Annotated in this window: 9 protein-coding genes and 2 pseudogenes; 6 read left to right on the top strand and 5 right to left on the bottom strand. The window is 69.6% G+C overall.

All coding sequences use genetic code 11. From position 1 onward, the window contains the following. From VIM54_RS10670 to VIM54_RS10645, 6 genes and pseudogenes are all read left to right on the top strand, one after another. A pseudogene (locus VIM54_RS10670) lies at positions 1-280 on the top strand (hypothetical protein); the annotation flags it as partial. A 486-nt stretch (positions 281-766) separates the two neighbouring features. Continuing rightward, positions 767-3325 carry an aminopeptidase N gene (gene pepN / locus VIM54_RS10665; protein WP_331901187.1) on the top strand — a complete coding sequence of 853 codons (2559 nt, stop codon included), beginning with the start codon at positions 767-769 and terminating at the stop codon, positions 3323-3325. A 266-nt stretch (positions 3326-3591) separates the two neighbouring features. Continuing rightward, a complete protein-coding gene (locus VIM54_RS10660; RefSeq protein WP_331901183.1) occupies positions 3592-4506 on the top strand; it encodes an ABC transporter ATP-binding protein in 915 nt (304 codons plus the stop codon). Continuing rightward, positions 4503-5357, top strand: coding sequence for an ABC transporter permease subunit (locus VIM54_RS10655; protein ID WP_331901182.1), 855 nt, complete (start codon positions 4503-4505; stop codon positions 5355-5357). Before VIM54_RS10660 ends, VIM54_RS10655 begins: the two co-directional genes overlap by 4 nt. Positions 5358-5390: 33 nt before the next feature. After that, a complete protein-coding gene (locus tag VIM54_RS10650) occupies positions 5391-6413 on the top strand; it encodes a mechanosensitive ion channel family protein (protein ID WP_331901180.1) in 1023 nt (340 codons plus the stop codon). 122 nt (positions 6414-6535) lie between these two features. After that, entirely contained in the window at positions 6536-6937 is a 402-nt protein-coding gene (locus tag VIM54_RS10645) for a globin (RefSeq protein ID WP_331901186.1), read from the top strand. 4 nt (positions 6938-6941) lie between these two features. Here the strand turns inward: VIM54_RS10645 and VIM54_RS10640 are convergent. The 5 genes and pseudogenes from VIM54_RS10640 to hutH all read right to left on the bottom strand — a co-directional run. Continuing rightward, positions 6942-7316 (bottom strand): annotated as a pseudogene (locus tag VIM54_RS10640) (agmatine deiminase family protein); the annotation flags it as partial. Between the two features lie 92 nt (positions 7317-7408). After that, positions 7409-8560, bottom strand: coding sequence for an imidazolonepropionase (gene hutI, locus VIM54_RS10635; protein WP_331901178.1), 1152 nt, complete (start codon positions 8558-8560; stop codon positions 7409-7411). Continuing rightward, positions 8557-9474 carry an arginase family protein gene (locus tag VIM54_RS10630; RefSeq protein WP_331901177.1) on the bottom strand — a complete coding sequence of 306 codons (918 nt, stop codon included), beginning with the start codon at positions 9472-9474 and terminating at the stop codon, positions 8557-8559. Before VIM54_RS10630 ends, hutI begins: the two co-directional genes overlap by 4 nt. Before the next feature lie 10 nt (positions 9475-9484). Continuing rightward, positions 9485-11146: a urocanate hydratase gene (gene hutU, locus VIM54_RS10625; RefSeq protein WP_331901175.1), complete on the bottom strand. Its 1662-nt coding sequence runs from the start codon at positions 11144-11146 to the stop codon at positions 9485-9487. After that, positions 11143-12723 carry a histidine ammonia-lyase gene (hutH, locus tag VIM54_RS10620; RefSeq protein WP_331901173.1) on the bottom strand — a complete coding sequence of 527 codons (1581 nt, stop codon included), beginning with the start codon at positions 12721-12723 and terminating at the stop codon, positions 11143-11145. The genes hutU and hutH overlap by 4 nt, the downstream gene beginning before the upstream one ends. Between the last annotated feature and the right edge of the window lie 10 nt (positions 12724-12733).

The following is a 12733-nucleotide window of genomic DNA, read 5'->3' as shown; positions in this document are numbered from 1 at the left end:
GAGGGATCGGATCGCGGAGGCACTGCGACTCACGCCGGGGGCGGCCGACTGGGCGCACGCCTTCCTCGCGGCCTCCGGTTCGCTCAACCCGCGGTCGACCGCACTCATGACGGATGCGATCATCCGCACCGCGGTGGTGGGCATAGCCGAGGCCTGTGTGACGGATCAGGACGCACGGCTGCGCGCCCTGCTGGTGGCCGCGATCGCGGACGTCCAGTCGCGGGCGCCGCAGCCAGCGAAGTCGGGCGCGTCGTCCCTGCAGTTCTCCCGCGCCAACTGAGTCATTGTGGGGTTCCGGGCCGGCTGCCGGTCCGGAACCTGGCGTTGAGAGCGCCTCGGGTGCTCGGGTCTGCGCTTCCCGGAGTGTAGTGGCAAGCCCGGGGCCTGTCCGCCTCCCCCGCTTTTCCGCCTGCTGCCGCCTGCCCCGCGTGCTCCGCGGGCGCTCCCCGCTCCGCCCCTGCTCCGTGTCCTCCCGCCTGCTCCGTGTCCTCCCGCCTGCTCCGGATCTGCCCCGCGCCCGAACCGGGTCCTCCGGTATGCCCTGCATCTGCTCCGCAATCGCATCGACCCCGACCAGACGCCCATCCCACTCCACAGTCATCACGCTGAGCTCCACCACGCTGACGTCCCGTCCGCCCACGACCGAATCGGCGCGCGGATAGGTGCCGAGCCATGAGGAACCGCTCGAATGGCCGTCTCGGGCCGCGTCCGGCAGTCGCATTAGGCTGGCTCTCGGACACAATCCCCCGCTGTGAAGGAGCAACACGTGCCAGGAGAGAACCTCACCAGAGTCGAGGCAGCGGAGCGCAAGGCGCTCGTTGCGGTCGAGAGCTACGACGTGACGCTCGACCTCACCACGGGGAGCGAGGTGTTCCGCAGCACGACGATCGTGCGCTTCACGGCCACGGCCGGGGCTTCCACGTTCATCGACGCGTTCACTCGCACCGTTCACTCGGTGACCCTCAATGGCACTCCGCTCGACCCGGACGCCGTGAGCGACGGCGTGCGCATCCAGCTCGACAACCTCGCCCAACAGAACGAACTCACCGTCGTCGCGGATGCCGAGTACACCAACACAGGAGAGGGCCTGCACCGTTTCGTCGACCCGGTCGACAACGAGGTCTACCTGTATTCGCAGTTCGAGGTTCCTGACTCGCGCCGCGTGTTCGCGGTCTTCGAGCAGCCCGACCTCAAGGCATCGTTCGCCTTTACGGTCACCGCACCGGCGCGCTGGCAGGTCGTGAGCAACTCGCCCACCCCGGAGCCCCACATCGACGGGGAGGTCGCCACCTGGACCTTCTCCCCCACCCCGGTGCTGTCGTCCTACGTGACCGCGCTCGTCGCCGGCCCGTACGAGGTGGTGCGCAGCGAGCTCACGAGCCGTGACGGTCGCGTCATCCCGCTGGGAATCTTCGCGCGCAAGTCCCTGTTCGAATTTCTCGACTCCGACTACATCTTCGAGAAGACCCGCCAGGGCTTCGCGTACTACGAGGAGAAGTTCGACTACCCGTACCCGTTCGCGAAGTACGACCAGCTGTTCGTTCCGGAGTTCAATGCCGGAGCAATGGAGAACGCCGGGGCGATCACGTTCACCGAGACCTACGTCTTCCGGTCGAAGGTCACCGACGCGATCAAGGAACGACGCGTCGTCACCATCCTTCATGAACTCGCACACATGTGGTTCGGCGACCTCGTCACGATGAAGTGGTGGAACGACCTCTGGCTCAACGAGTCATTCGCGGAGTGGGCGTCCACGATCGCCACCGCAGAGGCCACCGAATGGACCGGGGCGTGGACCACCTTCCAGGCGATGGAGAAGAGCTGGGCCTACCGTCAGGACCAGCTTCCCTCGACCCATCCCGTCGTCGCGACGATCAACGACTTGGAAGACGTTCAGGTCAACTTCGACGGCATCACCTATGCCAAGGGCGGCTCGGTTCTCAAGCAGCTTGTGGCCTGGGTGGGCATCGACGCGTTCTTCGCCGGCGTCGCCGCCTATTTCAAGAACCACGCATACGGAAACACGGAGCTCGCCGACCTTCTCGCCGAGCTCGAGATCACGAGCGGGCGATCGCTCGGCGACTGGTCGAAGCTCTGGCTGGAGACCGCCGGGGTCAACACTCTGCGTCCGGAGATCACGACGGATGCCGAGGGCTCGATCGCCTCGTTTGCGATTCTGCAGACTGCCGCGGCCGACTACCCGACCATCCGTCCGCACCGCCTCGCGGTGGGCTTCTACGACCTCGCGACCGCCGGGGAGAGCAGCGGCAAACTCGTACGCGTTCACCGGGTGGAGCTCGATGTTGACGGCGAGCGCTCCGAGGTACCGCAGCTGATCGGGGTGGCCAAACCTGCCCTTGTGCTGCTCAATGACGACGACCTCGCGTACGCGAAGATTCGTCTCGACGATGCGTCACTCGCCGTGGCGATCGAACACCTCAAGGACATCGAGAACCCGCTCGCCCGTTCCATCGTGTGGGGCGCGGCCTGGGATGCCACTCGAGATGCCGAGACGCCGGCGAGCGACTACGTGCGTCTCGTGCTCGGAAACATCGCGACCGAGACGGAGTCGACGACCATCCGCACGACGCTCGGCCAGCTCGGCCTCGCGACCAAGCAGTACGTGGCTCCCGAGCACCGAGCCGAGACGCTCATCCGCGTGGGCGACGCCCTCTGGTCGCTCGCCCGCAACGCCGAGGCCGGATCGGACGCGCAGTTCCAATTCGTGAAGTTCTTCGCCTCGCTCGCCTCCACGCCCGCGCACGCTGCAGCGCTGAGGGGCCTGCACGATGGCACGGCACTCCTCGAGGGGCTCGAGATCGACACCGACCTCGGCTGGGAGATCCTCGAGGGCCTCGTACTCAACGGCGAGGCCGGCGCGGACGAGATAGCGGCCGCCCTTGCAAAGGACAACACGTCCAACGGCCAGCAGGCCGCGGCGCGAGCGACCGCCACCATCCCCACCGCGGAGGCGAAGCTCGCCGCGTTCGAGTCACTCGTCGATCCGGCCGGTGCTGAGCCGTCGAACGCGATCGTGCGCCAGACGGCGGTCGGCTACCAGCACACCAACGACCCGTCGTCGCTCGATCCGCTCGTGGCCCGGTACTTCGGCGCCCTCGGCGACATCTGGAAGAGCCGCAGCTACCACATCGCCGAGACGCTCGTCGTGGGCCTCTACCCCGCGCCGCTCGCCTCGCGGGCCCTCGTCGACGCGACGAAGGCCTGGCTGGACACCAACCACGAGATCCCCGCTCTGCGCCGCCTGGTGATCGAGAACCTCGCGGGCGTGGAGCGGGCGCTCCGCGTGCAGGCGAACGACGCGTAGCCGCGCCAGAAGATCCGGGCGTTCGTCGCCCCGGGCAGGCCTTGGCCGGCCCGGGGTGACCGCCCCGGGCCGGTTCCGGCCGGTTCGGGCCGGTTCGGGCCGGTTCGGGCCGGGTCCGGCATCGGGCCAGGTTGGGCCGGGTCCGGCATCGGGCCAGGTTGGGCCGGGTTCGGCATCTGGCCCGGTTCGGCATCGGGTTGGGTTCGGCGCCGGGCCGGCTGCCTCTCAGAACCACGACGATAGACTCAAGATATGAGGATGATTCTGTGATCGAAGCTGTAGGCCTGACCAAGCGCTACGGGGCGAAGACCGCCGTGGACGACGTGACCTTCACGGTGAAGCCGGGGCTGGTCACCGGCTTCCTCGGCCCGAACGGCGCGGGCAAGTCCACCACCATGCGTCTCGCCGTGGGGCTCGACCGGCCGTCGAGCGGCACGATCACGATCAACGGCCTGAAGTACAGCGAGCTGAAGGCACCGCTGCGCGAGGTCGGCGTGTTGCTCGACGCCAAGGCGGTGCACACCGGCCGCTCGGCGATCAACCACCTCCGGGCGCTCGCCGCCACCCACAGCATCGGCCGCGCCCGCGTCGACGAGGTGATCGGCCTCACCGGCCTGGACACCGTCTCCCGCAAGCGCGTCGGTGGCTTCTCGCTGGGGATGGGGCAGCGCCTCGGAATCGCCGCGGCACTCCTCGGCGACCCGGCCACGCTGATCCTCGACGAACCGGTCAACGGGCTCGACCCCGAGGGCGTGATCTGGGTGCGGAAGCTCGCCCGCTTCCTCGCCGCGGAGGGCCGCACGATCTTCCTCTCCTCGCACCTGATGAGCGAAATGGCGCAGACAGCAGACCACATCATCGTGCTCGGACGCGGCCGCATCATCGCCGATGCCCCGGTGGGCGAGATCGTGGCACTCGCGACGGGCTCGGCCGTTCTCGTGCGCACGCCGGACGCAGAGCGATTCGGCTCACTTCTCGCCGCCCCGGATGTCACGGTCACCTCCACCGAACCGCACCTGCTGCAGGTGAACGGGCTCACCGCCCCGCAGATCGGCGAACTCGCCGCGAGGAACGGAGTGGTGCTGCACGAGCTCTCGCCGCAGGCCGGCTCGCTCGAGGACGCCTACCTCGCCCTCACCCAGGACGAAGTCGAATACCACGCCGGAGGAATCGCCCGATGACCACCACATCCGCCACCACTTCACCGGTCTTTGCCGCGCAGGGCACGGGCGTCACCTTCGTCGGTGTGCTGCGCTCGGAATGGATCAAGCTCACCTCACTGCGATCGACGGTGTGGTGCTACGCGATCATCGTGGCAATAAACCTCGGCCTCGCACTGCTGGCGGCGGCGACCATTCAGCTGCAGGGAGACCAGACACCCACGCTCGACCAGGGATTCTGGGTTCGGTCGGCGACGGTCGGCATCATCTTCAGCCAACTGGTGATCGCCGTGCTCGGCGCCCTCGTGATAACCGGCGAATACGGCACCGGAATGATCCGCTCCACCCTCACTGTGGTGCCCAAGCGACTGCCCGCCCTCCTCGCCAAGTCCGTCGTGTTCGGGCTCTCGACGTTCGCGGTCTCGTTGGTGTCGATCATCGGCAGCGCGCTGGTCGCCGCCCCGATCCTGGCCGGCAAGGGGTTCACTCTCGACCTGGCAGACGGTCTCGCGTGGGGCGCGCTCATCGGCGGCGCCGGATACCTCTCCCTTGTCGGCCTCATCGCCCTGTTCCTCGGCACCATCGTGCGCAACAGCGCTGCCGGCATCTCGGCCGCCCTCGGGCTGATCTTCGTGGCACCGATCATCCTGCAGATCTTCGCTGCCGTGACCCAGGCGGCGTGGGCGCAGAACGTGCTCGAGTTCCTCCCCAGCACCGCCGGCGGAACGCTGTACCGCTACGTGGCCGGCCCGGTGCCGACCATCAATGACGTGGTCGTGCTCGACGCCGGCCAGGGTCTCCTCGTGCTCCTCGCCTGGGTCGTGCTCTTCGGCGCGGTCGCCAGCGTGCTGCTCAAGCGTCGGGATGCCTAAGCCACACAACCGCCGCCGGTAAACTCGGTGATCATGATGACTGCGGTAACGACCGACGGCTGGAGCGCGTTCTGGGCGACCGTTAAGACGATCTATGAGATGAAGCTCGTACAAGTGATCCTCATCGTTGTGGTCGCCGTCGTGTTGCGGGTCGTTTTGCGCTTCGTGATCGACCGGGTGGTCAACCGCATCGTCAACGGGGTGAAGAAGCGCCAGAACGTCGACGACACCCAGGCGCTGATGACCTCCCCGCTCAGCGCCGTGCGCATCGTGCAGCGCACCCGCACGCTCGGCAGCGTGCTCAACAACATCGTTGCCGTGGTGCTCGTCGTCGTTGCGACCCTGTCCATCGTCACGACGATCAACGACAAGATCCTCGGCTCCTTCGCCATCATCACGGCGGCCATCGGAGCCGGCCTCGGTTTCGGCGCCCAGAACATCGTCAAGGATGTGCTCAACGGCCTGTTCATGGTCGCGGAAGACCAACTCGGCGTCGGGGATGTCGTGGACCTCGGTCCGGCGACCGGCGTGGTCGAGACCGTCGGCATCCGGATCACCCAGATCCGCGACGTGAACGGCACGGTCTGGTTCGTGCGCAACGGCGAAATCATCCGGGTCGGCAACATGTCCCAGGGCTGGTCGCGAGTGATCATCGATCTCGCCGTGCAATACGACGCCGATGTCGCTGCGGTGCAGGAGCGGATGCTCTCGATCGCCCTGCAGCTGGCCGCGGACATCAAGTGGCGCAGTCGCATCCTGGAGAAGCCGGAGATCTGGGGCATCGAGTCCATCTCGGCGGAGGCCATCGTGATCCGGCTCGTGGTGAAGACCCGCCCGGGAACGAAGGACGACGTGGCCCGCGAGTTGCGCTCCCGGCTCAAGTCTGGGCTCGACGAGATGGGTATCCGGCTCCCGGCCCTCAACAGCATCGTGCTGAGCGGATTCGAGGGAGCGGAGAGCATTCGCGGCGCCCGTCCGCCCCGCACGGCACCGAATCCGATCGCGTCCACCGCCGAACCGACGCCGCAGAGGCCACCGAGAAAGCCGCGAGAATGACCGAGAACGCAGAGATCCCCGTGGACCAGGCCATCCCCGGAGGCCAGGAGAGTCCCGGGGGGCAGGCCATCTCCGGGGGGCAGCAGAGCCCCGGCGGCCAGAAGAGCCCCATCATCCTCCGGGTGACGGAACACGGCGAGGCGGCCAGCGGCAGCTTCTACGAGAAGGTGGGAGGGCGGGCCACCTTCGAACGGCTCGTTCGCCACTTCTACGAGGGCGTGCGCACCGATCCTGTGCTCTGGCCGATGTACCCCGAGCGGGACCTCGAGGGGGCCATCCAGCGCCTCACCGGCTTCCTCGAACAGTACTGGGGTGGTCCGGGCACCTATTCCGAGCAGCGCGGGCACCCGCGGCTGCGGATGCGGCACGGCCCGTTCAAGGTCAACCAGCAGGCGCGAGACCACTGGCTCTCGCACATGCGCTCCGCGGTCGACAGCCTCGAGCTCTCGCCCCTCGACGACGCGACCCTGTGGGGCTACCTGGATCGCGCGGCCCAGGCGATGGTCAACACCTTCGAGGAGTAGCCGGTCACACCGCTGGCTGCTGCCGGGTGATGCAGTGGATCCCGCCGCCGCGGGCGAACAGCGGCCTCGGGTCGACGGCGGTGACAGTGCGCCTCGGGTACGCGTCCCGCAGAATCGCGATGGCGTCCGCGTCGCACGGGTCGCCGAAGGCGCACGCGATCGCGCCGCCGTTGACGAGAACATGGTTGACGTAGCTGTAGTCGACGAAGCCCTCGTCGTCGCGCAGCGCGCCCGGCGCCGGCGGCTCGACGATCTCGAAGTGCCTGCCAACGGCATCCCGCGCCTCGGACAGCACCTCTCGCAGTTGCGCCGAGACCGCGAAATCCGGATGCGCCGGGTCTCGCTGGTCGTGCAGCAGCAGCCGGGCGGGAGACGGGAGCAGTTCGGCGGCCTGGATCAGGCGGATTCTCGGGGACCCTGAGCTCCTTCGCGGTGGGTGCCGGCGCTCACGGTGACTTCATCGTGGCCGATTCAGCCGGCGATCACGCGATGCACGAGCGGCACCCCGGGCCGGTATGCCAGGTGCACGTAGCTGGGTGCGTCGAGCAGAACGAGGTCGGCGCGCTTGCCGACCGCAATCACCCCGACGTCGTCGCGCCACAGCGACCGCGCGCCGCCCGCTGTCGCCGACCAGAGTGCCTCCGCCGGGCTCATCCGCAGGTCGCGCACGGCCACGGCGATGCAGAACGGCATCGACGAGGTGAAGCTCGAGCCCGGGTTGCAGTCGGTCGCAATCGCGACGGTGACACCCGCATCGATGAGGCGACGGGCGTCCGGATACGGCTGCCTGGTCGAGAATTCGACGCCGGGCAGCAGGGTGGCGACCGTTTCTCCCGCGGCCAGGGCGTCGACATCCGCGTCGCTGAGGAACGTGCAGTGGTCGACGCTCGCCGCACCGAGCTCGACGGCGAGGCGCACTCCGCCGGAGAGGCCGAGCTGGCCGGCATGCATGCGCGCCCCGAGGCCCACGGCCTGCCCGGCCCGCAGGATGACGCGGGCCTGGTCTTCGTCGAACGCCCCGGTCTCGCAGAACACGTCGATCCAGCGCGCGAACGGGGCGCACGCGGCGAGCATGTCCCCCGTGACGAGTTCGACGTAGCCGGCCGGGTCGTCCGCGAACTCCGGAGGCACGACGTGCGCGCCGAGGTAGGTCGTCTCGGCGGTCAGGCGACCGGCGACGGCGAGCGACCGCACCTCGTCCGCCGCGGTGAGGCCGTAGCCGCTCTTGATCTCCACCGTGGTGGTGCCCTGGGCGCGCATCTCGGCGACGAGCCGCTCGGCGTTCGCCAGCAGGTCGGCGTCCTTCGCGGCGCGGGTGGCGGCGACGGTTCGGCGTATTCCGCCGGCGGCATAGGCCTGCCCGGTCATCCGGTGCTCGAACTCGTCTGCCCGGTCCCCGGCGAAGACGAGGTGGCTGTGGCTGTCCACGAAGCCGGGGATGACGCAGCGGCCGCCTGCGTCGATGCGCTCGTCCGCGGCGGGGGCCTCGGCCGCGTCGCCGACCCAGGCGATGAGTCCGTGCTCGATCACCACGGCGGCTCCCGACCGCTCGGCGGTGAGCGAGCCGTGCAGCGGGTCGTTGGTCACGAGTAGCGCAATGTTGTCGACGAGGGTGCTGGTCACTGGCGTGCCTCCAGTCCGGCGGCGGCCTCGAGCACGCAGAGGGCGACGAGCCGCACCGTGCGGCCATCCGCGGCGTCCGCCGTGGAGTCCACCTCCGCGAAGTCGATTGACTCCACCGACGGATGCTCCCCGGCCGCCCGGGCCGCGACCCTCAGCTCCCACGCGGCGATGCCGCCGGGCACGGAGGCGGGGCACGCGGGCGCGGCAGAACGGTCGCACACGTCCACGTCGATGTCGACGTGAACCGGTCCGCCCGCCGAACCGGCGATCTCGAGCGCCTCGGCCATCACCTCCGCCATCGGGCGCCGGTGCAGCTCGTCCCGATGGATCACGGTAATGCCATAGTCGGCGGCCCGCGCCGAGTACTCCGCGGAGTTGGCGAAGTCGGCGATGCCCACCTGCACGATGCGCCGCCCGGCCAGCCCGGCCTCGACCAGTCGGCGGACCGGCGAACCGTTGCTCACGCCGTCGCGAAGGTCGTGGTGGGCATCGAGCGTTACGAGGCCCGCCGAGCCGATCCGGTCGCCCCAGGCTCCGAGGGCCGCCGGCACCGTCGCCGCGTTGTCCCCGCCGAGCGCCACGAGCAGGCGAGAGTGCGCGGCGGCGGTCGCGACCGCGGAGATCGCGCTGGCCTCGTCCTCATCCGGATCCGCGACGTCGCCCCAGTCGGCGAATCTGGTCTTCAGGCGGGTGCCCGCCCGCACGCCGCGATCCGGGGCGAGGAACTCGCTGTAGTACTGGAGCGCCGCGCGCACAGCGACGGGGGTGGCCGCGGCCCCGGTCGGCGACAGGGAGGTGCGCCAGGTGGGGATCCCGATCAGACCGAGGTCGATCGGACCGGGGTCGATGTCTTGCCCGGTCACCGCCGGCCAGTTGCCCGAGCGCGGCCACAGCGCGTCCCGCGGGAGCGCCATCAGGTGCCGCTCATGACTGCTCGTTCATGGGGATGCGCACGTCGAGCCGGTCGGCGGTCTCGATCGCCTCGTCGTAGCCCGCGTCGACGTGCCGGATCACGCCCATCGCCGGGTCGTTGCTGAGCACCCTGGCGAGCTTCTCGGCGGCGAGCGCCGTGCCGTCGGCGACCGTCACCTGCCCGGCGTGGATCGAGCGGCCGATGCCCACCCCACCACCGTGGTGGATGGACACCCAGGTGGCGCCGGACGACGTGTTGACGAGCGCGTTGAGCAGCGGCCAGTCGGCGATCGCGTCCGAGCCGTCCTTCATCGCCTCGGTCTCCCGGTAGGGGGAGGCGACGGAGCCGGAGTCGAGGTGGTCGCGTCCGATCACCACGGGGGCGCTCAGCTCGCCTGCGGCGACCATCTCGTTGAACTTGAGGCCGGCCCGGTCGCGTTCGCCGAGGCCGAGCCAGCAGATGCGCGCCGGCAGGCCCTGAAAGTGCACGCGTTCCTGGGCGAGGCGGATCCAGCGTGCGAGCGACTCGTTGCCGGGGAACATCTCGAGCACGGCGCGGTCGGTGGCGTAGATGTCATTCGGATCGCCGCTGAGCGCCGCCCAGCGGAACGGCCCCTTGCCCTGCGAGAACAGGGGCCGGATGTATGCGGGCACGAACCCGGGGAACGCGAACGCGTCGGCGTACCCGGCCGTCCTGGCCTCGGTGCGGATGTTGTTTCCGTAGTCGAAGACCTCGGAGCCGGCGCGCAGGAAGCCGACCATGGCCTCCACCTGCACCGCCATGGATGCCCGCGAGCGCTCGATGAAGCCCGCCGGGTCCGACTCGCGCGCGGGGATCCAGTCCTCGAACGGGATGCCGAGCGGAAGGTAGGCGAGCGGGTCGTGGGCGCTGGTCTGGTCGGTGACGATGTCGATCTGCACGCCCTGGGCGAGCATCCGCGGGAACACGTCGGCCGCGTTGCCGAGCAGGCCGATGCTGAGGGCCTTCTTCGCATCCCTCGCCGAGTATGCGAGCTCCACGGCGTGCTCGAGCGACCGGGCCTCGACATCGAGGTAGCCGTGCTCGATGCGACGGGCGATGCGACTCGGGTCGACATCCACGCAGATCGCGACGCCGTCGTTCATGGTCACGGCGAGCGGCTGCGCGCCGCCCATGCCGCCCAGGCCGCCGGTGAGGGTGATCGTGCCGGCCAGCGTGCCGCCGAACGACTTCGCGGCGACGGCCGAGAAGGTCTCGTACGTGCCCTGCAGGATTCCCTGGGTGCCGATGTAGATCCACGACCCGGCGGTCATCTGCCCGTACATGGTGAGGCCGAGCTGCTCGAGCCGGCGGAACTCGTCCCAGTTGGCCCAGTCGCCCACCAGGTTGGAGTTGGCGATCAGCACGCGCGGCGCCCACTCGTGCGTGCGCATCACCCCGACCGGCTTGCCGGACTGCACGAGCATCGTCTCGTCGTTCTTCAGGGTGGTGAGGGTGCGCACGAGCGCATCGAAGCTGTTCCAGTCGCGCGCTGCCTTGCCCGTTCCGCCGTAGACGACCAGCTTGTCCGGGTGCTCGGCGACCTCCGGGTCGAGGTTGTTCTGCAGCATCCGGAGGGCGGCCTCCTGCGGCCAGCCGAGGGTGTTCAGGGTGCTGCCGCGGTGGGCGCGCACCGGGCGGGGTCCGCTGGTCATACGAGTTCTCCTCCTGCGTCGGATACCACGGATGCCGCGGCCGCGAGCAGCGACCCGTCGAGCACCATGGAGTGGGCGGCCGCGATGTCCGGCGCGAGGTAGCGGTCGGTGCCCGGCCCCGGCACGACAGTGCGCAACCGGCGCACCACGGCGGACGACACCGCCGACGGCGTGACCGGGGCGCGCAGGTCCATCGCACGGGCCGCGGTGAGCAGCTCGATCGCGATCACCCGGCCGACGCCGTCGATCGACTTGCGCAGCTTGCGGGCCGCGCTCCAGCCCATCGACACATGGTCTTCCTGCATGGCCGACGACGGGATCGAGTCGACGCTCGCCGGCGCGGCGAGCCGCTTGAGGTCGCTCACGATGCCGGCCTGCGTGTACTGGGCGATCATGTGCCCGGAGTCGACGCCCGGGTCGTCGGCGAGGAACGCGTTGAGTCCGTGGTTGCGCGAGACGTCGAGGAAGCGGTCGGTGCGACGCTCGCTCATGCTCGCGAGGTCGGCGGTGACGATCGCGAGGAAGTCGAGAACGTAGCCGATCGGCGCCCCGTGGAAGTTGCCGTTCGACTCGACCCGGCCATCCGGTGTCACGACGGGGTTGTCGATCGCCGAGGCGAGCTCGCGATTCGCGACGGTGGCCGCGTGCTCGATCGTGTCGCGCACGGCCCCGTGCACCTGGGGGGCGCAGCGCAACGAGTACGCGTCCTGCACCCGGGTGAATCCCTGCGGCTTCGAGATCATGGGCGAGCCGGCGAGCACGGCACGCATGTTGGCGGCCGAGTCGCGCTGGCCGGGATGCGGACGCAGCGCCTGCAGGTCGGCCGCGAACACCGCGTCGGTGCCGGTGAGCCCCTCCACGCTCATGGCGGCGGCGAGGTCGGCGGTGGTGACCAGGGCGCGCAGGTCGGTGATCGCGAGCACGAGCATCCCGAGCATGCCGTCCGTGCCGTTGATGAGCGCGAGTCCCTCCTTCTCGCGCAGCACGAGCGGTTCGATGCCCGCCGCGTGCAGGGCCTCGGCCGCCGGAATCAGGACGCCCCGGGAATCCCGCACCTCGCCCTCGCCGAGCATCGCGAGCGCGCAGTGGGCGAGCGGGGCGAGGTCGCCTGAGCAGCCGAGGCTGCCGTATTCGGCTACCCAGGGGGTGATGCCGGCGTTGAGGGTCGCGGCGTAGGTCTCGGCGACGATCGGGCGGACCCCGGTTCGGCCGGTGGCGAGGGTCGACAAGCGCAGCAGCATGAGGGCGCGCACCACCTCCCGCTCGACCTCGGGGCCGGACCCGGCGGCGTGGCTGCGGATGAGCGACCGCTGCAGCTGGCCGCGCAGCTCCACCGGGATCTGCTTGTCGGCGAGCGCGCCGAAGCCCGTGGAGACGCCGTAGTGCGGCCGGGTGTCCGAGGCGAGCGCCTCGATCACGGCGCGGCTCTCGGCCATCGCCGCGAGGGCATCCTCGCCCAGCCGTACGGACGCGCCGCCGCGGGCCACCGCCACGACCTCGGCGAACGTCAGGCCGCGCACTCCGAGGGGCATCGTGGTCTGGTCGATCGTGGCCGCACTCGCGCTCGCTGTGTCCATGCACTCATTA

Origin of the sequence: Lacisediminihabitans sp., from assembly GCF_036569425.1 — a bacterium.
GTDB lineage: Bacteria > Actinomycetota > Actinomycetes > Actinomycetales > Microbacteriaceae > Lacisediminihabitans.
Note: the sequence above shows the minus strand (reverse complement) of the source record. Positions and strands in the feature narration are given on the sequence as shown.